Raw genomic sequence first — 22,128 nt, 5'->3', positions numbered from 1 at the left:
GAACTTGTCATGCGCGGGCCCATGCCCAATCCAGGGCGGCAGGGATGAGGCTATGCCATCTGGCTGATGGTCTTGCGAAACCGCGCCAGCGACAGGGCGAACAGGGCGCTGCCGATGATGGCCAGCGCCAGAAAGGGCTGCCACACCACGTCCAGCCCGGCGCCCCGGTACAGGATGGCCTGGCCCAGCTCGACGAAGTGGGTGGTGGGCGCCAGCAGCATGACGGTCTGCACTAGTTGCGGCATGGATTCGCGCGGCGTCATGCCGCCCGAGAGCAGTTGCAGCGGCAGCAGAATCAATACCATCAGCAGCCCGAACTGCGGCATGGAGCGGGCGATAGTGGCCAGAAAGATGCCCATCGCCGTGGTGGCAAACAGGCACAGCGCGGCCCCGGCCATGAACAGGGGGATGCTGCCTTCGATGGGCACCTGCAGCAGGCCGCGCACCACCAGGTTGAGCGAGACGCCGGCGGCCAGCAGCACCACTGCGCCCATCGACCAGACCTTGGCCAGCATGATCTGCGTGGGCGTGACGGGCATGACCAGCAGATGCTCGATGGTGCCGTGTTCGCGCTCGCGGATCAGTGCTGCGCCGGTCAGGATGATGGAGAGCATGGTCACGTTGTTGATGATCTGCATCAGCGCCCCGAACCAGATCTTGTTCAGCCCCGGGTTGAAGCGGGCCCGCAGCTCCAGCGCCACGGGCAGGTCGGCGGCGGCGCGGTGGCGCTGGGTGAACTCGCGCACTTCGGCCAGGGCGATCTGCTGGATGTAGCCGCTGCCGCTGAATGCCTGGCTCATGCGCGTGGCGTCCACGTTCAGTTGCAGGGCGGCGTTCTTGCCCGCCAGCACGTCGCGCTGGAAGTTGGGCGGGATGGTCAGGGCAAAGGTGAAGTTGCCCGCGTCCATGCCCGCATCCACCTCGTGCCAGGACAGCAGTTGCGGCGGCATGAAGTGCGGCGGGTAGAACGCCGAGGCGATGCGGCTGGACAGCGGCGAGTTGTCCTGATCGACGATGGCGATGGGCGCGTGGTGCAGCGTCTCGGGCATGGCCGAGGCAGCGGTGTAGACCGAGGCGGTGAAGGTGTAGACGATCAGGATCAGCATCACCGGGTCGCGCCACAGGCTCCACAGCTCCTTGATGCCCAGGCGCCAGATGTTTTTCAGGGTCAGCAGCATGGTCATGGCATTGGCGCTCCTATTCATTAGCGCTCCTGTTTGGGCAACGCCCAGATGGCAATGCCCATGATGACGGGAATGGCCAGCGCCAGCGCGGTGAAGGCCGCCGTCAGGTCGCCCAGGTCGAGCGCCTTGCTGAACACGCCCCGGCTGATGGCGAACATGTGGGTGGCCGGATAAATCTCGCCCACCCAGCGGCCCGCGCCTTCCAGGGACGACACCGGGTCGGTCAACCCGGAAAACTGCGAGGCCGGCAATATCGTGCCCAGCATGGCAAAGAACATGGCGGCGATCTGGCTGCGCGTGACCGCCGAGGCCAGCAGCCCCATGCCCGTGGCGACGATGGAAAACAGCAGCGCCGCCAGGGTGAGCGTGGCAAAGCTGCCGGTGATCGGCACGCCAAAGGCGAACACCGCCAGGGTGCACATCAGCAGGTAGTTGAGCATGGCCAGCAGCACGTAGGGCAGTTGCTTGCCCAGCAGAAATTCCACGCGCGTGACCGGGGTGGTGTACAGGTTGAGGATGGAACCCAGCTCTTTCTCGCGCACCACGGCCAGGGCGGTGAGCATGGCGGGCAGCATCAGCAGCAGCATGGGCATGACGGCGGGGGCCATGGCGGGCAGGCTTTTCACGTCCGGGTTGTAGCGAAAGCGCGTTTCCACCGCCACGCTGCTGCCCGGCTGCATGCCGGTGCGCTCGCGGGCCTGCTCGGCCAGCCAGTGCTGGTGGATGCCCTGCACGTAGCCGCTCACGGTTTCGCCGCGCTGGGGCATGGCGCCGTCGAACCATGCGCCGATGGCGGCGGGCCTGCCCGCCAGCACGGTGCGGCCAAAGCCGGGAGGGATTTCCAGCGCCAGCGACAGTTCGCCGCTGCGCATGCGCTGGTCGAGTTCGTCGTAGCTGGCGATGGGTTCCCGCTCGGTGAAGTAGCGCGAGCCGGACAGGCTTTGCGCGTAGCTGCGGCTGATGCTGGTCTGGTCGTGATCGAGTACGGCAAAGCGCAGGCTTTCCACGTCCATGTTGATGCCCAGGCCGATCACCACCATCAGCACCAGCGAACCGACCAGCGCCAGCGTGGCGCGTACCGGGTCGCGTTGCAGCTCCAGGGTTTCGCGCCAGACATAGCTCCACAGGCGTTGCAGGCTGAAAGCCGGGGTGGCGGGGTGGGATGCTATTTTTGGAGAAGCTGTTTCTGATGATTTGGCAATGTTTTCAGATGGTTTTATTTCTGAAAATGGCTTTGAATCATCGGAAGAAGCTATGTTTTTTGATTTATCCACGGGGGCGGGTGCAGCCTCGCCCGAGGCTTCGAGCAGGTAGCCGATAAAGGCTTCTTCCAGTGTGGCCGCGCCGCGCTTGGCGACCAGGGCGGCGGGGGCATCGCTATCGAGTACCCGGCCCGCGTGCATCATGGACATGCGGTCGCAGCGTTCGGCCTCGTTCATGAAGTGGGTGGAGATGAAGATCGTCACCTGATCGCGGCGCGACAGCTCCACCAGCAGCCGCCAGAACTGGTCGCGTGCCACGGGGTCGACGCCCGAGGTCGGCTCGTCCAGGATGAGCAGCTCGGGCCGATGCACCATCGCCACGGCCAGCGACAGGCGCTGGCGCAGGCCCAGGGGCAGGCGTTCGGGCAGGGCATCGGCCTCGCCCTGCAGGCCGAAGCGCTCCAGCATTTCCTGCACGCGGGCGGGCACTTCGCTCTCCGGCACGTGGAACAAACGGGCGTGCAGCACCAGGTTCTGCTGCACCGTCAGTTCCCCGTACAGCGAGAAGGCTTGCGACATATAGCCCACGCGCCGGCGCGTGGCGATGTCGTGCGGGTTCACCAGGTTGCCGAACAGCCAGGCCTGCCCTTCGCTGGCGGGCATCAGGCCGGTGAGCATCTTCATGGTGGTCGATTTGCCGCAGCCGTTGGAGCCGAGGAAGCCGAAAATCTCTCCGCGCCGGATGCGGAAGTTGACGTGATCGACAGCCACGAAGTCGCCAAAGCGCATGGTCAGGTCACGCGCCTCGATGGCGATGTCGTCCGCGTGCGCCTGCAGCGGCGGGATGACCACTTCGGCATGGTCGCGTTTTTTCTCGGCGGGCAGCAGGGCGATGAAGGCGGCTTCCAGATGCTGCGTGCCGGTCTGCGCCAGCAGCTCGGCGGGGGTGCCGGTGGCCAGCACCTGCCCCGCGTCCATGGCCACTAGCCAGTCGAAGCGCTGGGCCTCGTCCATGTAGGCGGTGGCCACCAGCACGCTCATGCCCGGGCGGGTGGTGCGGATGCGGGCGATCAAGTCCCAGAACTGGGCGCGGGCCAGCGGGTCGACGCCGGTGGTCGGCTCGTCCAGGACGAGCAGGTCGGGGTCGTGGATGAGGGCGCAGCACAGGCCCAGCTTCTGCTTCATCCCGCCCGAGAGCTTGCCGGCCGGGCGGGCCAGGAATTTGTGCAGCCCGGTGGCCTGGGTCAGATCGTCGATGCGCCGGCGCCGCTCGGCCGCATCGTGGCCGAACAGGCGGGCGAAGAATTGCAGGTTTTCTTCCACCGACAGCGTGGGGTACAGGTTCTTGCCCAGTCCCTGGGGCATGTAGGCCACGCGCGGCTGGATGGCGTTGCGGTGGCGGCGCTCGGCCATGCTGCCGCCCAGCACCTCGACCCGGCCCTGCTGGATGATGCGGGCACCGGCAATCAGCGCCATCAGGCTGGACTTGCCCACGCCGTCCGGCCCGATCAGGCCGACCATGCGCCCGCCGGGAATGTCCAGCGTCACCCCGTCCAGGGCGCAGGCGGGGCCGTAGCGCAGGGCGACATCGGTCAGGTGAACAACGGGGGTCTGCATGGCGCTTACTGCGGAACGTTGGGTTGCAGGCTGGCGGGCCAGGCGGCGTTGGCATCCAGCTTCACCCAGGTCACGCCGGGCAGGCCGGTCTTGACCTGCTGCAGGTGGCGGGCGAGCAGCTCGCGGTCAATCTGCGCCCGCACGCGGAACATGAGCTTCTGGCGCTCGCTGGCGGTTTCCACCGTCTTGGGCGTGAATTGCGCGGTGGCCGAGACAAAGCGGATGGTGGCCGGGATCACGATATGCGGCGCTGCGTCCAGAACGATGCGGGCCTCGCTGCCGATGGCCACGCGCCCGGCGGCGGTTTCGGGCAGGAAGAAGGTCATGTACACGTCGGACAGATCGACCAGATTCAGCACCCGGCCCCCGGCCCCCAGCACTTCGCCTTCCTGGGCAATGCGGAACTGCACGCGCCCATCGCGCGGGGCGGTGAGGGTGGCGTCCTGCAGGTCGGCGTCGATGCGCTCGACGCTGGCCTGGGCGGCCTCGACCTGAGCCTCTGCCCCCGTAACCTGGGTGCGTGCGGCCTGCACGGCGGCGCGGGCGGCGTCCACCTGCGCCTTGGCGGCGGTCACGGCAGCCTGGGCGCTGCGTTCGCGGGCACGGTCGTCGTCCAGTTCCTGCTGGGAGGATGCACCATCGCGGGCCAGCTCGGTCGAGCGGGCCAGGCGGCGCTGGGCGGCATCCAGCTCGCTTTCGCGCAGCGCCACTTGCGCCTGGGCGGCCCGCAGGTCGCTTTCGCGCAGCGCTACCTGGGCATGGGCGGTGGCTACGCCGTGCTGCGCCTGGGCGTGGCGGGCCACGGCCTCGCTGCGCTGGGCCTGCAGGGTGGCCACGTCCATGCGGGCCAGTGCGTCACCGGTCTGGACGAAGTCGCCCTCGGCGGCCAGCACCTCGGCCAGACGGCCCGGCAGCTTGGTGGCGATGTCGATCTCGGTGGCCTCGATGCGGCCATTGCCCTGGATGAAGCCGGGGCCGGGGCCGCCGTTGTGGCTGGTGTTCCAGGCCAGATAGGCGGCTGCGGCCACCAGGGCAAGGGCTGCGGGGGCGATCCATTTTTTGATGCGTGCGTCCATGGCGTGCTTTCCTGAATGTTCTTTTTTACTGCGCGGCAGGCAGGGGCAGGTGGGCGCTGCCGCCGCCCAGGGCGGTGTAGAGCTGTAAACGTGCGCCCAGCAGCGCCCGCTGGGCCTGCACCACCTGCTGCTGGGCGGCGAGCAGGTCGCGCTCGGCATCCAGCACCTCGAAGTAGCGCGTCGCCCCCGCGTCATAGCGCCGCCGGGCCAGGCGGGCGCGTTCGGTCAGGGTGGTTTCGGTGGCCTGCAGGCTGTCCAGTTGCGTGGCCAGCCATTGGTTGGCTGCCAGGGCGTCGGCCACGTCGCGGAAGGCCGCTTCGATCGTGCGCTGGTACTGGTTCACGGCCTGCTCGCGCTGCACCTCGCTCAATTGCACGTTGGCCTTGCGCCGGCCACCGTCGAACAGCGGCAGCGAAATGCTGGGCGCAAACGTCCAGGCACGGCTGCCCGAGGCGAACAGGCCGTCCAGTTCGGCGCTGGCCGTGCCCCCCAGTGCGGTGAGCGCAATGCGCGGAAAGTACATGGCCCGCGCTGCGCCGATGCGGGCGTTGGCGGCCTGCAACTGGTGTTCGGCAGCCAGGATGTCCGGGCGGTTTTCCAGCAGTTGCGCGGGCAGGCCCGGTGCCAGCGGCGGCAATGCCAGCAGGGCCGACAGCGGCTGGGCGCTGGGGGCCAGTGCCAGATCGGACTGCCCGACCAGCAGGCCCAGGGCGTGCATCTGGGTGCTGCGCTGGAGCTGCAACTGGGCCACCAGCGTGCTGGCCTGCTGCCAGAGCAGCTCGACCTGCACAAAGTCCAGGCGCGATGACGATCCCACCTCTACCCGGCGGGCGAACACGCGCCGCGCTTCGGCACGGGTGGTTAGGGCTTCTTGCGCCAGGTGGATGCGCCAGTCCAGCTCGCGCACGGCCAGCCAGCCATCGGCCACCTGGGCCACCAGCAGCAGTTGGGCGGCGCGTTGGCCTTCGGCGCTGGCCCAGTAGCTGTGCAGGGCGGCTTCGTTCATGCTGCGGATGCGGCCCCACACATCCAGCTCCCAGCTGGTAAAGCCCACGCCCAGCTGGTGCTGGCTGGAGATCACCGGCTGGCCGCTGATGTTCAGGTCGCCCGGCACCAGCGCCCGTTGCGACTCCAGCCCCACGCCCACTGCCGGGCTACGCTCGGCGCGGGCAATGCCGTAGGCGGCGCGGGCCTGCGCCACTTGCAGCATGGCGGCCCGCAGGTCGCGGTTGTGCAGCAGGGCCTGGTCGATCAAGGTTTGCAGTTCAGGGTGCTGGAAGTAGTCACGCCAGGCCAGCTGGCTGGCTGCATGGGGCTGCGTTGCGCCTGCGTCGGCAAACTGCGCGGGCAGGGTGCTGGGCGGGCGCTCGTGCGGCGGGGCCAGGCTGGTGCAGCCGGCCAGGCCCAGTGCCAGCAGCAGGGCCGGGAGGCCATGCGCCCGTGCCAGCCAACCCTGCGGGGCAGGGAAAATCACAGGGGGAATCAGGATTTTGTGCATCGTGAAAAAGAGTATAACAACCGACTAGTCGGTATCTAACGGTTTGTTCCGACGTGCTTCCCACAGTCCTTGAGGCTCGACAATACCCAGCATGATTCAAAACGATACATATCGGCCCAAGCGCAGGCTGCGGCTGGCGCCTGCGCAGCGTGTGCCGCAGATACTGGATGCGGCGCTGCAGGAGTTTTCCCGCCGCGGGTTTACTGCGGCGCGGATGGACGACATCGCACAGCGCTGCGGCTTGTCCAAAGGCGGGCTGTATGCCCATTTCGACAGCAAGGATGCCATCTTCAAGGCATTGCTCGACCGCACCCTGAACCGCACCGACTGGGCGCAGATGCCGCAACTGGCCGCCGGTGCAGGCACGCGGGCGCTGGCGGAATGGACGGTCGATCGGCTGCACGCAGCCCTGCTGGCCCCGGATGTGATTACACTCCTGCGCCTCTTGATCCCCGAGCGCGAGCGCGTGCCGATGCGGGTGGACGAGTGGAAAAAACTCACTCACGGACACACCCAGCAGGTCATGCAGGTGATCCAGAAGAATCTGGAGGCCAGCGGCAGAAAAGACACGGTGCTGGCCCGCCATCCCTGGCTGGTGCTGTCGCCCATCGTGCATGTGCTGCTGTGGCATACGGTTTTTGGCGAGGGCGGCGAACCCGATCCGCACTACCGCCAGGCACATATCGATATGTTGTGCGAGTTACTGGCCTGAGATCGTCAACACGTTCTGACAGCGGGCAGCCCTTGCGCTGGCACGCCCCGGAGCATTCCCCTATGCAACAACCGACACCTTCTCCTGCCCCGGCAGGGCAATTCGTTCATTTTGAAAACTCCCCGTTTGCGCTGTTCCAGCCTTATCCCCCGGCGGGCGACCAGCCCACGGCCATTGCGCAGCTGGTCGAGGGTGTGCAAGACGGCGAAGCCTTCCAGACCCTGCTGGGCGTGACAGGTTCGGGCAAGACCTTCACCATGGCCAACGTGATTGCCCGGCTGGGCCGCCCGGCCATCGTGTTTGCGCCGAACAAGACGCTGGCCGCGCAGCTTTACAGCGAGTTTCGCGAGTTTTTCCCCAGGAACGCGGTGGAGTATTTCGTCAGCTACTACGACTACTACCAGCCCGAAGCCTATGTGCCCCAGCGCGACCTGTTCATCGAAAAGGACAGCGCCATCAACGAGCATATCGAGCAGATGCGCCTGTCCTGCACCAAAAGCCTGCTGGAGCGCCGCGACGTGGTCATCGTTGCCACCGTCTCGGCCATTTACGGTATTGGCGAGCCGGAGAGCTACCACCAGATGGTGCTGATGCTGCGCGTGGGCGACCGCATCCCCCAGCGCGAGCTGATCGCCCAGCTGGTGCGCATGCAGTACCAGCGCAACGACGACGATTTCAGCCGGGGCAAGTTCCGCGTGCGCGGGGACACCATCGACGTGTTCCCGGCGGAGCATTCCGAGCTGGCCATCCGCATCGAGCTGTTCGACGACGAGGTGGACGGACTGCAACTGTTCGACCCGCTCACCGGTCAGGTGCAGCAGCGCATTCCGCGTTTTGCCGTTTACCCCAGCAGCCATTACGTGACGCCGCGTGACGTGGTGTTGCGGGCGGTGGACACCATCAAGGAAGAATTGCGCGAGCGCGTGCAGCAGTTTGTCGAGGCCGGCAAGCTGGTCGAGGCCCAGCGCCTGGAGCAGCGCACGCGCTTCGATCTGGAAATGCTCTCGGAGCTGGGCCACTGCAAGGGCATCGAGAACTATTCGCGCCACCTCTCCGGCGCGGCGCCGGGCGAGCCGCCGGCCACGCTGACCGACTATCTGCCCAAGGATGCGCTGATGTTCCTGGACGAAAGCCACCAGATGATGGGCCAGCTCTCGGCCATGTACAACGGCGACCGCTCGCGCAAGACCACGCTGGTCGAATACGGCTTTCGCCTGCCGTCGGCGCTGGACAACCGGCCTTTGAAGCTGCAGGAGTTCGAGCAGCGGATGCGCCAGGCGATCTTCGTCTCGGCCACGCCTGCCGATTACGAAAAGCAGCACAGCGGCCAGGTGGTGGAGCAGGTGGTGCGCCCGACCGGTCTGGTCGATCCCGAAATCGAAGTGCGCCCCGCCAGCAGCCAGGTAGACGATGTGTTGCAGGAAATCCGCCTGCGGGCGCAGCAGAATGAACGGGTGCTGATCACCACGCTGACCAAGCGCATGGCCGAACAGCTCACCGAGTACCTCAGCGAAAACGGCGTGCGCGTGCGCTATCTGCATTCCGATGTCGACACCGTGGAGCGCGTGGAAATCATCCGCGACCTGCGCCTGGGCGCGTTCGACGTGCTGGTGGGCATTAACCTGCTGCGCGAGGGGCTGGACATCCCCGAGGTGTCGCTGGTGGCGATTCTGGATGCCGACAAGGAAGGTTTTCTGCGGGCCGAACGCAGCCTGATCCAGACCATTGGCCGCGCCGCCCGCAACCTGCACGGCAAGGCCATTTTGTACGCCGACCGCATCACCGACTCCATGCGCCGCGCCATCGACGAAACCGAGCGCCGCCGTGCCAAACAAACTGCGTTCAACCTGGAGCATGGCATCGAGCCCAAGGCCATCGTCAAGCGCGTAAAGGATTTGATCGATGGTGTCTATAGCGATAAATCCCAGCAACAAAGCCGCGAAGTGGCCCGCGCCGCTGCCGGGGCGCAGGCGGTGGCCGTGCTGTCCGAGGCCGATCTGGCCAAGGAAATCAAGCGCGTGGAAAAAGAAATGCTCGACTGCGCCAAGCGCCTGGAGTTCGAATCGGCCGCACGGCTGCGCGATCGGTTGGCGCTGCTGAAAAATCAGCTGCTCGGGGTCTAGGGCGTACTCCCTACACCCCCCCCTGGTATTTGTGGATGATTCTTATTTCACTTTATCCGACTGGGTTATTGGGTTTTTATGGTATAGTCCTACAAATCACTCAAGAAATAAAAAACCATGGCTTCCCGTCTTGAACAAGGCTTTCTGGCATAGGCCGGTTTTTCCGTTTTTGGGATTCTTGAACTCATTTCTGAAGGAGCTTGCGATGCGTTTGACCACCAAAGGCCGTTTTGCCGTTACTGCCATGATCGATTTGGCCCTGCGCCAGAACAGCGGCCCCGTCACTCTGGCGGCGATCAGCCAGCGCCAGCAAATTTCCCTGTCCTACCTGGAGCAGCTGTTCGGCAAGCTGCGCCGCAACGAGCTGGTCGAGTCCACCCGTGGCCCCGGCGGCGGCTACACCCTGGCCCGCAAGGCGGCGGACATTACCGTCACCGACATCATCACCTCGGTCGACGAGCCGATTGACGCCACCCAGTGCGGCGGCAAGGAAAACTGCCTGGGCGAACAGGGCCGCTGCATGACGCACGACCTGTGGGCGGCGTTGAACCGCCACATGGTGGAGTTCCTCAACTCCGTCACCCTGCAAAAACTGGTCGAGGACCAACTGGCCCGGGGTATTCAGATCGAAGACAAGCCGGTGGTGCGCCGGGCGATTTCCTCGGCCCCGGTGGTCAAGCCCATCCGGGTGAATGCGCCCAATTCGGTCTTCGCCCTGGGCAACGCCTTCAATAAATCGTGAGCGCCGTGCCGGTGCCGCGTAAGCGGCCTGTTTACCTCGATTACGCCGCCACCACACCGGTCGATCCGCGCGTGGTGCAGGCGATGGTGCCCTGGCTGGCCGAGCATTTCGGCAACCCCGCTTCCAGCAGCCACGCCTGGGGCTGGGAGGCCGAGGAGGCCGTTGAGCAGGCCCGCAGCCATGTGGCCGCACTGATCGGCGCCCAGGCGCGGGACATCGTGTGGACGAGCGGCGCCACCGAATCGGACAACCTGGCCATTACCGGCGCGGCCCTGGCCTACCAGGACAAGGGCCGGCACCTCGTCACCGTCAAGACCGAACACAAGGCCGTGCTGGACACCATGCGTGCCCTGGAAAGGCAGGGCTTCAGCGTCACCTACCTAGACGTGCTGCCCAATGGCCTGCTCGATCTGGCCGCGTTGCAAGCCGCCTTGCGCCCGGACACCATCCTGGTCAGCGTCATGGCGGTGAACAACGAAATCGGCGTGGTGCAGGATCTGGCCGCCATCGGCCGCCTGTGCCGCGAGCGCGGCATCGTCTTTCACGTCGATGCAGCCCAGGCCAGCGGCAAGATCGTGCTGGACGTACAAACCATGCCCATCGACCTGATGAGTCTGGCCTCGCACAAAACCTATGGCCCCAAGGGCATCGGCGCCCTGTACGTGCGCCGCCAGCCGCGCGTGCGCCTGCAGGCGCAAATGCACGGCGGCGGGCACGAGCGCGGCCTGCGCTCGGGCACCCTGCCCACGCACCAGATCGTCGGCATGGGCGAAGCCTTCCGGCTGGCCCGGCTGGAGATGGCAGAGGATACGGCCCATGCCCAGCGCCTGCAGCAGCGTCTGCTGGCCGGGCTGGCCGATCTGGAACAGGTCTTCCTCAACGGCGATGCCGGGCACCGGGTGCCGCACAACCTGAACTTCAGCTTTGCCCATATCGAGGGCGAGGCGCTCATGACCGGCGTGGCCGACGTGGCGCTGTCCAGCGGCTCGGCCTGCACCTCGGCCAGCATCGAACCCAGCCATGTCCTGCGTGCCCTGGGGCGCAGCGATGCCCTGGCGCACAGCAGCCTGCGCATCAGCTATGGCCGCTTCACCACCGAGGCGGACATCGACCATGCCATTGCCAGCATCCGTGCCGCTGTCCAGCATCTGCGCAGCTTGAGTCCCCTGTGGGATCTGCACCAGCAGGGGGTGGATGTTGCCAACATGACGTGGCCCGCTGCCCGGTAAGCCCCGCGCCTGTCGGGTACCGCTCCTTTCCCTGCTCCAGCAGGATTGCGCAAGTTTGGAGACAATCCGGCAATGGCCTCTCCCGAGTATTCCGATCTGCTGCTGGAACACAGCCGCCACCCGCGCAACGCCGGGGCCTTTGCTGCGTCCGCACCGGATATTGGCACCGCCCTGGTGGGGAGTCCGGAGAATGGCGCCGTCGTCCAACTGCAAATCCAGGTGCAGGCCGGGCTGCCGGCGCAGATTCGGGCGGTGCGCTTCAAGGCCTATGGCGATACCGCCACCATCGCCGCTGCATCGCTGATGACCGAGTGGCTGCACGGCAAAACCCTGGATGAAGCGCAGCAGCTCACCAGCAGCCAACTGGTGCAGGCGCTGGGCGTGCCCCCGGCACGGGTGTTCGGCGCCATGCTGGTGCAGGATGCCGTGCGCAGTGCCATCGCCCACTACACCTGCCAGCACCCGGCCGGCCAGCCGTCGACAGCACTCTCATGACAAGGAAACGCATCACCATGACCACCATCACCCTGACCGAAGCCGCCGCCCGCCACGTCGCCCAGCACCTGCAACGCCGCGGACATGGCGTGGGCGTACGCCTGGGCATCAAAACCACCGGCTGCTCCGGCTTTGCCTACCAGTTGGATTACGTCGATGAGGCTGCAGCCAACGACGTCGTGTTCGAGCAGCACGGCGCCAAGCTCATCGTCGCGCCGGAAAACCTTGCCGTGCTGGACGGCACGGAAGTGGACTTCGTGCGCAACGGCCTGAACGAAAGCTTCCAGTTCAAGAATCCCAACGAACGCGATCGCTGCGGCTGCGGCGAAAGCTTCCGCGTCTAATTTAAAAAAATAGCTGTTCCCGCACGTCATTCAATGTTTTTAGATACAAAACATTCTAAAAACAAGAAATATCAAGCGGAGAAAGCTATAAAAATAATAAAACCATGCAACGCATCATCGTTCTGGATACTGAAACCACCGGCCTGTCGCCCGAGAACGGCGACCGGGTCATCGAACTAGGCTGCGTCGAGCTGGTCGGGCGCAAGCTCACCGGCAACAACCTGCACCTGTACTTCAACCCGGAGCGCGACAGCCATGAGGACGCCCTGCGCATCCACGGCCTGACGACCGAGTTCCTCAGCGACAAACCCAAGTTCGCGCAAAAAGCGCAGGACATCCTGGCCTACCTGCAAGGGGCGCAACTGGTCATTCACAACGCACCTTTCGACATGGGTTTTCTGGACAAGGAACTGTCCCTGCTCGGCCTGCCGCCGCTGAAAACCTACGTCAGCGACGTGACCGACTCCCTGGCCATGGCCAAGGATCTGTTCCCCGGCAAGCGCAACTCCCTGGACGCCCTGTGCGACCGCCTGGGCGTGGACAACAGCGGCCGCACCCTGCACGGCGCCCTGCTGGACGCCGAGCTGCTGGCCGACGTCTACATCTACATGACCCGTGGCCAACATGCCTTGCTGGGTGATGACGGCCTGGGCGGCGGCTTCGGCGCAGGGGACGATGCCCGCAACCGGATCGACCTGCGCCAGTTTGCCCTGCCCATCCTGCAAGCCACGCCCCACGAGCTGACGGCCCACGCCGAAGCCCTGGAGGCCATCGATAAAGCCAGCAACGGAAAAACTATCTGGCGCAACCTGGGTGTCGGATAAATTTGTGCCATAATCCCTGCTTTCGCTCAGTGGCATCGGCAGACGGTGCCATTCAATGCGAGGGGTGATTAGCTCAGCGGTAGAGCACTGCCTTCACACGGCAGGGGTCGCAGGTTCAAACCCTGCATCACCCACCACACTTGCCGGGTCGTTAACTCAGCGGTAGAGTGCCACCTTCACACGGTGGAAGCCAGTGGTTCGATCCCACTACGACCCACCAAATCACGTTTCAGCGTCATAGCCTGCCAAGCATTGCTTGCAGGTTTTTTTCGCCCTGAATCCTGCTGGGGTCCAACGGCTGCCGGCCGTCAGCCCGGCTCCACCGCCAGGGCGTGCAGGCAGCGCTGCAAGTGGGCGCCGCCGCTGTCTGGCGGGATGCGGGTGCCGCTGGGCAGGTGCAGGCCCCACTGGCTGTGGTGTTCGTGCGCGTGCAGCACCCAGGCGGTCAGGCGGGCAATTTGTGCTTCCCGGCCCGGCAAGCCTGTGGCCTGGGCATCCAGCCAGAGCCACTGTGCTGCCTGTCCCTGGTAGCTGCGCACGACCAGTTCGCCGTTGCCGCTGGCCAGGGCCTGCGCCGACTTTTTCCAGACGATGTCCCGCACGCGGTCACCGCGCTGGTAGGGGCGCACGCCGTCCTGTGCCTCCTGGCCGCCGTGGGGGGCGGCGGTGGCAGCGGCCGTTGGCGGGCTGTGTGCATCCGGCAGCGGCGGGCAGGGTGTTTCTGGCGCCGGGTAGGTCAGCAAACGGCTGTGGGGCTGCCAGTAGCTCCATAGCCGGAAAATGCCCAAGGGGTAGTGCGATTGCAGCAGCACCCGGGGCAGGGGCTGCCAGCCCCGGGCGCCGGGGGTAAAACTCAGGGCCGTCGGGGTGCTGTCTGCGACATCGCTGAAGGCCAGCGGCCGATCGGCTGGCTGTGGCAGAAAGGCCAGGCCGATGGCGTAGCGTGGCCGGTTGCCCGAAGTTGAAAGCGTGACGGGAACTTGCACGGCTTGGTGTGCAAACGCCGGCGGCAGCGGGCCAAGCCGCACTTGCAGCCCTTGCAGGTTGCGGTATGCCACCCCCACGCTGGCGCCAGCCGCCGACAGCAGCCAGAAGGTGAGCAGGTAGCCGAGGTTGAGCTGGAAGTTGATCGACGCCAGCAGGAGCAGCAGTACCGTCAGTGCCAGGAACCAGCCGGCCCGGGTGGGCAGTACGTAAATCGTGCGCTGGCGCAGTTCCTGCTGGTCGCTGGGCGGATGGCGCCGGGCCAGCCAGCGTTGCCATGGCTGCTGCCAGCGGCCCAGGCGGGGCGGGGCGCTCATGGCAGCGCCGTGGCCGCCAGCATGGCCTGGGCTTGTTCGCTGCTGCTGCGACCCGCCGTGGAGATGGGGTGCAGCCGGTGGGCCATGGTCTGCACAAAAATGGCCTGCACATCGTCCGGGGCCGCGTAATCGCGCCCCTGGAGGAGGGCGTGGGCCTTGGCCGCCCGCACCAGAGCGATCCCGGCACGCGGGGACAGCCCTTGCCGAAACCATTGCCCGCTGCGCGAGGCGTCAAGCAAGTCCTGTACGTAGTCCAGCAGGGACGGGGCGGTATGGACTTGCAGCACGGCTGCTTGCAGCTGCGCCAGGGTGGTGTCGTCGATTTGCGTCTGGATGGTGTCGGCCAGGTGGCGGTGGCCGTTGTTGAGCAGCAATTGCCGCTCGGCTTCGCGGCTGGGGTAGCCCAGGCTGATACGCATCAGAAAGCGGTCGAGCTGGCTTTCCGGCAGGGGGTAGGTACCCAGCTGCTCCAGCGGGTTCTGCGTGGCGATGACGAAAAAGGGCGTCGGCAAAGGGTGGCTTGCGCCTTCTATGCTGACCTGCTTTTCCTCCATGGCTTCGAGCAGGGCGCTTTGGGTTTTCGGGCTGGCGCGATTGATTTCATCGGCCAGCAGCACTTGGGCAAAGACCGGGCCGGGGTGAAAGCGAAAGCGCTGCTCGGCGGCCTCGTACACGCTCACCCCGGTGAGGTCGCTGGGCATCAGGTCCGCCGTGAACTGCACCCGTGAAAATTGCAGGCCTAGGCTGTGTGCCAGGGCATGGGCCAGGGTGGTCTTGCCCACACCGGGAACATCTTCCAAGAGTAAATGTCCCCCTGCCAACAAACAGGTGATGCAGTCCTGCACTTGCTGTTTTTTGCCGACAAGCACCGTGTTAAGCTGCTGTAACAAGGTTTGGAGGGTGTGTGTATACATGCTTGAACCAAGGTGAAGAAGATGAAAGCGGAGGCAATGCGTTATGAGTAAAACAGGGTATTACAGCCACTCTTTATTCCGTAAACACGAAATGGGCGTGGGCCATCCAGAGTGCCCGGAACGGCTGTCGGCCATTGAAGATCGGTTGTTGATCAGCGGTGTTTTCGATGCACTGGAACGCCAGGAGGCATCGCAAGCCACCTGGGAAGATATCGAGCTGGCCCATGATCGCATGTATGTGGCCGCGCTACGGGGTTTGACCGACCGGCTGCTGGAAGAGCAGCAGGCCGGCGGGCCGGATTATGCGCAGATCGACACCGATACCTCGATCAACGCCTTTACCTTCGATGCCGCACGGCATTCTGCCGGTGCGGCACTGGCTGCAACCGACGCGGTGCTTTCCGGTGCATTGGAAAACGCCTTTTGCGCCGTTCGCCCGCCGGGACACCATGCCTGCCGCGACAAGGCCATGGGGTTCTGCTTTTTCAATAACATAGCCATCGCCGCTTTACATGCCTTGAACCGGCGCAACCTGCAGCGCGTTGCAGTCATTGACTTCGACGTCCACCACGGCAACGGCACGGAAAACATTCTTGCCGGTGACGAGCGGGTGCTGATGGTCAGCTTCTTCCAGCATCCCTTCTATCCGTATAGCGGCGACAAGGACCCGGCGCCGAACATGCTCAATGTGCCGATGCCGGCCTATACCAAAGGCATGGAAGTGCGCGAGATGATCGAAATGATGTGGCTGCCTCGGCTCGAGGCGTTCAAACCCGAGATGATCTTCATCAGCGCCGGTTTCGATGCCCACCGCGAAGACGACATGGGCCAGATGGGCCTGACGGAAAACGACTACACCTGGATTACCGAGAAAATCAAGGACGTTGCCCGCCGCTTCGCCAAGGGGCGTATCGTTTCCTGCCTTGAAGGCGGCTACATGATGAGTCCATTGGCCCGCAGTGTGGAAGCACACTTGCGCGTTCTGGCCGATGTGTGAGCCGGAGGCCTGTGTATGAATCCGGAACCGGTACTGCTGCAACAGGATGGGCGGGGTGTCGCCACACTGACCTTGAATGACCCGCAGCGCTTCAATGCGCTGGGGCAGGACATGCTGGCGGCCTTGCAGCAGCGGCTGGATGCGCTGGCCCGGGACGAACAGCTGCGCGTCGTGGTGCTGGCAGGCAGCGGCAAGGCTTTTTGCGCGGGCCATAACCTGAAGGAAATGTCCGCGCACCCCGATCTGTCCTGGTACCGGCAATTGTTTGCACAATGCTCGCGGGTTATGCAATCCATCCAGAATTTGCCGGTTCCGGTCATTGCCCGGGTGCATGGCATGGCCACGGCGGCAGGCTGCCAGCTCGTGGCGCAGTGCGACTTGGCAGTGGCCAGCACCGAGGCCAGCTTTGCCACCAGCGGCATCCACTACGGCCTGTTCTGCGCCACGCCCAGCGTTCCCCTGGTGCGCAACGTACCTTTCAAGCACGCCATGGAAATGCTGCTGACGGGCGATTTCATCGATGCCCGGACTGCCCTGGAACAAGGCCTGCTGAACCGCGTGGTGGCGGCGGATGCACTGGATGCGGAGGTTGAAAAACTGGTGCAGTCCATCGTGGGCAAGCCCCGGACAGCCATCCGTATGGGCAAGGCCATGCTCTACCGACAGCGGGAGATGGGGCTGGAAGCGGCGTACCAGCTGGCCGGGCAGACCATGGCTGCCAACATGATGGATGCCGATGCCCAGGAGGGGGCGCTGGCATTCGCTCAGAAGCGCACACCCGCCTGGAAATCCTAGGGTAATCCCTTGGTGATTTGTGGCAATCGGTATTGGTCTTTTTGTGCAATTCTGCTTAAAATCGAACGGTCGTTCTATTTTATTGGAGCTGGATTTCCTGATCCGGTGGGCTAAATAAGCACACTGGCATTTTTTTCCTGCCATAGAATGTGCAGTTTACGTTAACGTCAATTCCAAGGTAGTAAGGAGCCGCAGCATGAAGGTATTGGTCCCAGTCAAGCGCGTGGTGGACTACAACGTCAAAGTCCGTGTGAAATCGGACGGCACGGGTGTAGACATCGCCAACGTCAAGATGAGCATGAACCCCTTTGACGAAATCGCCGTCGAAGAGGCCGTGCGCCTGAAGGAAAAAGGTGTTGTCACCGAAGTCATCGCCGTTTCCTGCGGCGTGGCGCAATGCCAGGAAACCCTGCGCACCGCCATGGCCATCGGCGCTGACCGCGCCATTCTGGTGCAGACCGATGCCGAATTGCAGCCCCTGGCCGTAGCCAAGCTGCTCAAGGCGCTGGTCGACAAGGAGCAGCCCGGGCTGGTGATCCTGGGCAAGCAGGCCATCGACGACGATGCCAACCAGACCGGCCAGATGCTTGCCGCCCTGACCGACCTGCCCCAGGCAACCTTTGCCTCCAAGGTGGAAGTGGCAGACGGCAAGGCGCAAGTCACTCGCGAAGTCGATGGCGGCATGGAAACCCTGAGCCTGGCCCTGCCTGCGGTGGTCACGACCGACCTGCGCCTGAACGAGCCGCGCTACGTCACCCTGCCCAATATCATGAAGGCCAAGAAAAAGCCGCTGGACACCGTGACCCCGGAAGACCTGGGTGTCGACGTGGCCCCGCGCATCAAGACCGTGAACGTTGCCGAACCGGCTGGCCGCAAGGCCGGGGTGAAGGTGCCCGACGTCGCCGCCCTGGTCGAAAAGCTGAAAAACGAAGCCAAGGTGATCTAAGGAGGATATGGAAATGACCGCACTTGTTATTGCTGAACACGACAACGCCTCCCTCAAGAGCGCCACGCTCAATACCGTGACCGCAGCCGCTGCTTGCGGTGGCGAGGTGCATGTGCTGGTGGCTGGCGAAAACGCCGCTGCCGTCGCTGCTGCTGCCGCCCAGATCGCCGGTGTTGCCAAGGTACTGCACGCCGACGGCGCAGCGCTGAAGGACGGCCTGGCCGAAAACCTGGCGGCCCAGGTGCTGGCGGTGGCTGGCAGCTACAGCCACATCCTGTTCCCGGCGACGGCCAGCGGCAAGAATGCTGCCCCGCGCGTGGCGGCCAAGCTGGATGTGGCACAAATCTCCGACATCACCAAGGTGGTGAGCGCCGACACCTTCGAGCGCCCCATCTACGCCGGCAATGCCATCGCTACCGTGCAATCGGCGGATGGCGTGAAGGTCATCACCGTGCGCGGCACCGGCTTTGACGCCGCTGCTGCCACCGGTGGCAGCGCAGCCGTGGAAACCATTGCTGCCGTGGCCGATTCGGGCAAGAGCAGCTTTGTGGGCCGCGAACTGTCCAAGAGCGATCGCCCCGAGCTGACCGCCGCCAAGATCATCGTCTCCGGTGGCCGTGCCCTGGGCAGCGCCGAGAAGTTCGAGGAAGTCATCACCCCCCTGGCCGACAAGCTGGGCGCCGCCATCGGTGCCTCGCGTGCTGCCGTCGATGCGGGCTATGCCCCCAACGACCTGCAGGTGGGCCAGACCGGCAAGATCGTCGCGCCCCAGCTGTACGTGGCCTGCGGTATTTCCGGTGCCATCCAGCACTTGGCCGGGATGAAGGATTCCAAGGTCATCGTGGCGATCAACAAAGACCCCGAAGCGCCCATCTTCTCGGTGGCCGACTACGGCCTCGAAGCCGACCTGTTCACGGCGGTGCCGGAACTGGTCAAAGCCCTGTAAGAACGTGTTTACGATCTCGACGCGAAGGGGTGCGGGAAGCGGATCGGGATGGGCTGCCAGGCGCAAACCGCAGCCATAGCGGTGCTATGGCGAGGATTTGCAACGCCGCAGAGCGCCCGAGTCCGCGACTGCACGCCCGCGTGGAGATCGTAAACACGTTCTAAGCCAGGGCGAGAACAGCAAAGGGGGCACTGTCCCCCTTTTTTTATACGTAAGTAAAAATAAAGAACGATCGTTCTTTCGTTGCACAGGAGATCCGTGATGAGTTTTTCCGCCCCCGTCAAAGACATGCTGTTTGCCATGGAGCATCTGGCCAACATCGAACAAGTGGCCCAAATCCCCGGCTTTGAAGATGCCGGGCTGGAAACGGCCCAGGCCGTGCTGGAAGAATGCGCCAAGCTGTGCGAAGGCGTGATCGAGCCGCTGAACATTCCCGGTGATACCAATCCTTCGAGTTTGAAAGACGGGGTGGTCACGACCACCCCGGGGTTCAAGGATGCCTTTGCCCAGTTTGCCGAAGGCGGCTGGCAGGGCTTGCAGCACCCGGTGGATTTCGGCGGCCAGGGGCTGCCCAAGACCATCGGCGCGGCGTGCCTGGAAATGCTCAACAGCGCCAACCTGAGCTTTGCCCTGTGCCCCTTGCTCACCGATGGCGCGATCGAGGCGCTGCTGACCGCCGGTAGCGATGAACTCAAGGCGGTGTACCTGGAAAAACTCATTTCCGGCCAGTGGACGGGCACGATGAACCTGACCGAGCCGCAGGCCGGCTCCGACCTGGCGCTGGTGCGCACCAAGGCCGACCCGCAGCCCGACGGCAGCTACAAAATCTTCGGCACCAAGATCTTCATCACCTACGGTGAACACGACATGGCCGAGAACATCGTCCACCTGGTGCTGGCCCGCGTGGCCGGGGCGCCGGAAGGCGTCAAGGGCATCAGCCTGTTCGTTGTGCCCAAGTTCCTGGTCAATGCCGATGGCAGCCTGGGCGAGCGCAACGACGCCCACTGCGTGAGCATCGAACACAAGATGGGTATCAAGGCCAGCCCCACCGCCGTGCTGCAGTTTGGCGACCACGGCGGTGCCATCGGCTACCTCGTGGGCGAGGAAAACCGGGGGCTGGAATACATGTTCATCATGATGAATGCCGCCCGCTACGGCGTGGGCGTACAGGGCATCGCCGTGGCCGAACGCGCCTACCAGCGTGCCGTGCAGTACGCCCGCGAGCGCGTGCAAAGCCGCCCGGTCGATGGCAGCGTGCCCGGGGCGGCCAGCATCATCCACCACCCGGACGTGCGCCGGATGCTGATGACCATGCGGGCCTTTACCGAAGGCTGCCGCGCCATGGCCAGTACCGCCGCCGCCGCCTACGATGCGGCGCACCACCACCCGGATGCGGCGGTGCGCCAGGCCAATGCCACCTTCTACGAATTCATGGTGCCGCTGGTCAAGGGCTATAGCACCGAGATGAGCCTGGAAGTGACCAGCCTGGGCGTGCAGGTGCATGGCGGCATGGGCTTCATCGAGGAAACCGGCGCGGCCCAGTACTACCGCGATGCAAAAATTCTGACCATCTACGAAGGCACCACCGCCATTCAGGCCAACGACCTGGTGGGCCGCAAAACGGCCCGTGACGGCGGCCAGAGCGCCCGCGCCATCGCCGAGCAGATCGCCAGGACCGAGGCCGACCTGCAAGCCAGCGCCACCCCGGCGGCCTTGTCGATGGCCCGCCATCTGCAAACGGCCCGGGAAGCCTTCCTGCAGGCCGTGGACTTTGTGGCGGGCAAAGCCAAGGCATCGCCCAACGCGGTGTATGCCGGCAGCGTGCCCTACCTGCTGCTGACCGGCAATCTGGTGGCGGGCTGGCAGATGGGCCGTGCCCTGCTGGTGGCGCAGGAGCAACTGGCGGCGGGCAACGATGCGGCCTTCATGCAGGCCAAGATCACCACGGCACAGTTCTATGCCGAACACATCCTGACCCGCGTGCCCGGCCTGGCGCATACCGTCTGCACCGGGGGCGAAAGCGCCTGCGCCTTGCCGCTGGAAGCGTTCTAAACCTTAACTCTAAAAACATAGCTGTTTCCGCTGGTATTTATTGAAATTCAGATGCTTTTGTATTTGAAAACAATAAATATCAAGCGTAAGCAGCTATATTTTTATATTCACCTTGTTCTTTCAGGAGACACTCCACCATGTCACGCATCCCCGCCGTTTTGCAGAAGCTGCGCCTGCCGGTCATCGGCTCGCCCTTGTTCATCATCAGCAATCCCCAACTGGTGATTGCCCAGTGCCAGGCGGGCATCGTCGGCTCCATGCCCGCCCTGAACGCCCGCCCCGCCGCGCAACTGGACGACTGGCTGGCCGAAATCACCGAAACCCTGGCCGCCTGGGACGCTGCCCACCCCGACCAGCCTTCTGCGCCCTTTGCCATCAACCAGATCGTGCACAAGAGCAACGACCGGCTGGAGCAGGACATGCAGATCTGCGCCAAATACAAGGTGCCGCTGGTCATCACCAGCCTGGGCGCCCGCGAGGACGTGAACCAGGGCGTGCATGGCTGGGGCGGGGTGGTGCTGCACGATGTGATCAACAACAAATTTGCCCATAAGGCGATTGAAAAAGGGGCCGATGGCCTGATCGCCGTGGCCGCTGGCGCGGGCGGCCACGCCGGCAGCAAAAGCCCGTTTGCGCTGGTGCAGGAAATCCGCCAGTGGTTCGACGGCCCGCTGGCGCTGTCCGGCGCCATCGCCTCGGGCGGTGCCATCCTGGCCGCCCAGGCCATGGGGGCGGACTTTGCCTACATGGGCTCGGCCTTCATTGCCACCGCCGAGGCCCGCGCCAGCGAGGCGTACAAGCAGGCCATCGTCGATGGCAGTTCCGACGACATCGTCTACACCAATCTGTTCACCGGCGTGCATGGCAACTACATGGCCCCGTCCATCCGCGCTGCGGGCCTGGACCCCGAGAACCTGCCCGAGGCCGATCCCAGCAAGATGAACTTTGGCGGCAACGCTGCTGCCAAGGCCTGGAAAGACATCTGGGGCTGCGGCCAGGGCATTGGCACCATCGACAAAATTCAGCCGGCTGCCGCACTGGTGGCGCAATTACAGGCCGAATACCAGGCAGCCCGCCAGCGCCTGCAACTGGCCTGATCCGACTAGCGGCGGGCATAAAAAAACCTCCAGC

General features: G+C 64.6%; 19 protein-coding genes and 2 tRNA genes. 15 read left to right on the top strand and 6 right to left on the bottom strand.

The genetic code is table 11. The annotated features are described in order from the left end of the window. Nucleotides 1-50 precede the first annotated feature (50 nt). Genes ACFO3A_RS12065 through ACFO3A_RS12050 form a run of 4 tightly spaced genes read right to left on the bottom strand, consistent with a single transcriptional unit; the run spans nucleotide 51 to nucleotide 6,553 of the window. Complete coding sequence (locus ACFO3A_RS12065; protein ID WP_377726625.1) at nucleotides 51-1,205, bottom strand: ABC transporter permease; 1,155 nt, start codon at nucleotides 1,203-1,205, stop codon at nucleotides 51-53. Next, entirely contained in the window at nucleotides 1,205-4,003 is a 2,799-nt protein-coding gene (rbbA, locus tag ACFO3A_RS12060) for a ribosome-associated ATPase/putative transporter RbbA (protein WP_377726623.1), read from the bottom strand. Before rbbA ends, ACFO3A_RS12065 begins: the two co-directional genes overlap by 1 nt. A 5-nt stretch (nucleotides 4,004-4,008) precedes the next feature. Then, the gene (locus tag ACFO3A_RS12055; protein ID WP_377726621.1) at nucleotides 4,009-5,079 is read right to left on the bottom strand and encodes an HlyD family secretion protein; all 1,071 of its coding nucleotides are present in this window, start codon (nucleotides 5,077-5,079) and stop codon (nucleotides 4,009-4,011) included. 25 nt (nucleotides 5,080-5,104) lie between these two features. After that, nucleotides 5,105-6,553 carry an efflux transporter outer membrane subunit gene (locus ACFO3A_RS12050; RefSeq protein ID WP_377726619.1) on the bottom strand — a complete coding sequence of 483 codons (1,449 nt, stop codon included), beginning with the start codon at nucleotides 6,551-6,553 and terminating at the stop codon, nucleotides 5,105-5,107. Nucleotides 6,554-6,668: 115 nt separating this feature from the next. Between ACFO3A_RS12050 and ACFO3A_RS12045 the strand changes: the two genes are divergently transcribed. The 9 genes from ACFO3A_RS12045 to ACFO3A_RS12005 all read left to right on the top strand — a co-directional run bounded on the left by ACFO3A_RS12045 (nucleotide 6,669) and on the right by ACFO3A_RS12005 (nucleotide 13,266). Beyond that, entirely contained in the window at nucleotides 6,669-7,289 is a 621-nt protein-coding gene (locus ACFO3A_RS12045; RefSeq protein ID WP_377726617.1) for a TetR/AcrR family transcriptional regulator, read from the top strand. Nucleotides 7,290-7,351: 62 nt separating this feature from the next. Further along, nucleotides 7,352-9,412: an excinuclease ABC subunit UvrB gene (uvrB, locus tag ACFO3A_RS12040; protein WP_377726615.1), complete on the top strand. Its 2,061-nt coding sequence runs from the start codon at nucleotides 7,352-7,354 to the stop codon at nucleotides 9,410-9,412. A gap of 205 nt (nucleotides 9,413-9,617) precedes the next feature. Next, nucleotides 9,618-10,154, top strand: coding sequence for a Fe-S cluster assembly transcriptional regulator IscR (iscR, locus tag ACFO3A_RS12035; RefSeq protein WP_377726613.1), 537 nt, complete (start codon nucleotides 9,618-9,620; stop codon nucleotides 10,152-10,154). A gap of 5 nt (nucleotides 10,155-10,159) precedes the next feature. Further along, nucleotides 10,160-11,383, top strand: a complete 1,224-nt coding sequence (locus tag ACFO3A_RS12030; protein ID WP_377726765.1) for an IscS subfamily cysteine desulfurase — start codon at nucleotides 10,160-10,162, stop codon at nucleotides 11,381-11,383. Nucleotides 11,384-11,455: 72 nt separating this feature from the next. After that, nucleotides 11,456-11,878 carry an iron-sulfur cluster assembly scaffold protein gene (locus ACFO3A_RS12025; RefSeq protein WP_377726610.1) on the top strand — a complete coding sequence of 141 codons (423 nt, stop codon included), beginning with the start codon at nucleotides 11,456-11,458 and terminating at the stop codon, nucleotides 11,876-11,878. 17 nt (nucleotides 11,879-11,895) lie between these two features. Further along, on the top strand, nucleotides 11,896-12,222 hold the full coding sequence (gene iscA / locus ACFO3A_RS12020) for an iron-sulfur cluster assembly protein IscA (protein WP_377726607.1): 327 nt from the start codon (nucleotides 11,896-11,898) through the stop codon (nucleotides 12,220-12,222). A 104-nt stretch (nucleotides 12,223-12,326) separates the two neighbouring features. Continuing rightward, nucleotides 12,327-13,046, top strand: a complete 720-nt coding sequence (gene dnaQ / locus ACFO3A_RS12015) for a DNA polymerase III subunit epsilon (protein WP_377726605.1) — start codon at nucleotides 12,327-12,329, stop codon at nucleotides 13,044-13,046. A gap of 62 nt (nucleotides 13,047-13,108) precedes the next feature. Continuing rightward, nucleotides 13,109-13,183 (top strand) — tRNA-Val (locus ACFO3A_RS12010). A gap of 8 nt (nucleotides 13,184-13,191) precedes the next feature. Then, nucleotides 13,192-13,266 (top strand) — tRNA-Val (locus ACFO3A_RS12005). An 88-nt stretch (nucleotides 13,267-13,354) separates the two neighbouring features. Here the strand turns inward: ACFO3A_RS12005 and ACFO3A_RS12000 are convergent. Further along, nucleotides 13,355-14,347 carry a DUF58 domain-containing protein gene (locus tag ACFO3A_RS12000; RefSeq protein ID WP_377726603.1) on the bottom strand — a complete coding sequence of 331 codons (993 nt, stop codon included), beginning with the start codon at nucleotides 14,345-14,347 and terminating at the stop codon, nucleotides 13,355-13,357. Then, a complete protein-coding gene (locus ACFO3A_RS11995; RefSeq protein WP_377726602.1) occupies nucleotides 14,344-15,261 on the bottom strand; it encodes an AAA family ATPase in 918 nt (305 codons plus the stop codon). The genes ACFO3A_RS12000 and ACFO3A_RS11995 overlap by 4 nt, the downstream gene beginning before the upstream one ends. Before the next feature lie 43 nt (nucleotides 15,262-15,304). On the opposite strand from ACFO3A_RS11995, the gene ACFO3A_RS11990 reads away from it, so the two are divergent. From ACFO3A_RS11990 to ACFO3A_RS11965, 6 genes are all read left to right on the top strand, one after another. After that, entirely contained in the window at nucleotides 15,305-16,258 is a 954-nt protein-coding gene (locus tag ACFO3A_RS11990) for a histone deacetylase family protein (RefSeq protein ID WP_377726601.1), read from the top strand. A gap of 15 nt (nucleotides 16,259-16,273) precedes the next feature. Next, nucleotides 16,274-17,053 carry an enoyl-CoA hydratase gene (locus tag ACFO3A_RS11985; RefSeq protein WP_377726600.1) on the top strand — a complete coding sequence of 260 codons (780 nt, stop codon included), beginning with the start codon at nucleotides 16,274-16,276 and terminating at the stop codon, nucleotides 17,051-17,053. Nucleotides 17,054-17,249: 196 nt separating this feature from the next. Further along, the gene (locus ACFO3A_RS11980; protein WP_377726599.1) at nucleotides 17,250-17,999 is read left to right on the top strand and encodes an electron transfer flavoprotein subunit beta/FixA family protein; all 750 of its coding nucleotides are present in this window, start codon (nucleotides 17,250-17,252) and stop codon (nucleotides 17,997-17,999) included. A gap of 13 nt (nucleotides 18,000-18,012) precedes the next feature. Continuing rightward, a complete protein-coding gene (locus ACFO3A_RS11975; RefSeq protein ID WP_377726598.1) occupies nucleotides 18,013-18,945 on the top strand; it encodes an electron transfer flavoprotein subunit alpha/FixB family protein in 933 nt (310 codons plus the stop codon). Nucleotides 18,946-19,206: 261 nt separating this feature from the next. Continuing rightward, the gene (locus ACFO3A_RS11970) at nucleotides 19,207-20,997 is read left to right on the top strand and encodes an acyl-CoA dehydrogenase (RefSeq protein WP_377726596.1); all 1,791 of its coding nucleotides are present in this window, start codon (nucleotides 19,207-19,209) and stop codon (nucleotides 20,995-20,997) included. A 137-nt stretch (nucleotides 20,998-21,134) separates the two neighbouring features. Then, nucleotides 21,135-22,094, top strand: coding sequence for an NAD(P)H-dependent flavin oxidoreductase (locus ACFO3A_RS11965; RefSeq protein ID WP_377726594.1), 960 nt, complete (start codon nucleotides 21,135-21,137; stop codon nucleotides 22,092-22,094). Nucleotides 22,095-22,128: the final 34 nt, after the last annotated feature.

This window comes from Comamonas nitrativorans, from assembly GCF_042654765.1.
In the GTDB taxonomy this organism is placed as follows: Bacteria; Pseudomonadota; Gammaproteobacteria; order Burkholderiales; family Burkholderiaceae_C; genus Comamonas; species Comamonas nitrativorans.
The sequence above is the reverse complement of the archived record's forward strand: the minus strand, read 5'-3'. Positions and strand labels throughout refer to the sequence as shown.

Coding starts and splice junctions, on each gene's coding strand:
- ACFO3A_RS12065 (WP_377726625.1), bottom strand. CDS start 1,205: ATGAATAGGAGCGCCAATGCCATGACCATGCTGCTGACCCTGAAAAAC.
- rbbA (WP_377726623.1), bottom strand. CDS start 4,003: ATGCAGACCCCCGTTGTTCACCTGACCGATGTCGCCCTGCGCTACGGC.
- ACFO3A_RS12055 (WP_377726621.1), bottom strand. CDS start 5,079: ATGGACGCACGCATCAAAAAATGGATCGCCCCCGCAGCCCTTGCCCTG.
- ACFO3A_RS12045 (WP_377726617.1), top strand. CDS start 6,669: ATGATTCAAAACGATACATATCGGCCCAAGCGCAGGCTGCGGCTGGCG.
- uvrB (WP_377726615.1), top strand. CDS start 7,352: ATGCAACAACCGACACCTTCTCCTGCCCCGGCAGGGCAATTCGTTCAT.
- iscR (WP_377726613.1), top strand. CDS start 9,618: ATGCGTTTGACCACCAAAGGCCGTTTTGCCGTTACTGCCATGATCGAT.
- ACFO3A_RS12025 (WP_377726610.1), top strand. CDS start 11,456: ATGGCCTCTCCCGAGTATTCCGATCTGCTGCTGGAACACAGCCGCCAC.
- iscA (WP_377726607.1), top strand. CDS start 11,896: ATGACCACCATCACCCTGACCGAAGCCGCCGCCCGCCACGTCGCCCAG.
- dnaQ (WP_377726605.1), top strand. CDS start 12,327: ATGCAACGCATCATCGTTCTGGATACTGAAACCACCGGCCTGTCGCCC.
- ACFO3A_RS12000 (WP_377726603.1), bottom strand. CDS start 14,347: ATGAGCGCCCCGCCCCGCCTGGGCCGCTGGCAGCAGCCATGGCAACGC.
- ACFO3A_RS11995 (WP_377726602.1), bottom strand. CDS start 15,261: ATGTATACACACACCCTCCAAACCTTGTTACAGCAGCTTAACACGGTG.
- ACFO3A_RS11990 (WP_377726601.1), top strand. CDS start 15,305: ATGAGTAAAACAGGGTATTACAGCCACTCTTTATTCCGTAAACACGAA.
- ACFO3A_RS11985 (WP_377726600.1), top strand. CDS start 16,274: ATGAATCCGGAACCGGTACTGCTGCAACAGGATGGGCGGGGTGTCGCC.
- ACFO3A_RS11980 (WP_377726599.1), top strand. CDS start 17,250: ATGAAGGTATTGGTCCCAGTCAAGCGCGTGGTGGACTACAACGTCAAA.
- ACFO3A_RS11975 (WP_377726598.1), top strand. CDS start 18,013: ATGACCGCACTTGTTATTGCTGAACACGACAACGCCTCCCTCAAGAGC.
- ACFO3A_RS11970 (WP_377726596.1), top strand. CDS start 19,207: ATGAGTTTTTCCGCCCCCGTCAAAGACATGCTGTTTGCCATGGAGCAT.
- ACFO3A_RS11965 (WP_377726594.1), top strand. CDS start 21,135: ATGTCACGCATCCCCGCCGTTTTGCAGAAGCTGCGCCTGCCGGTCATC.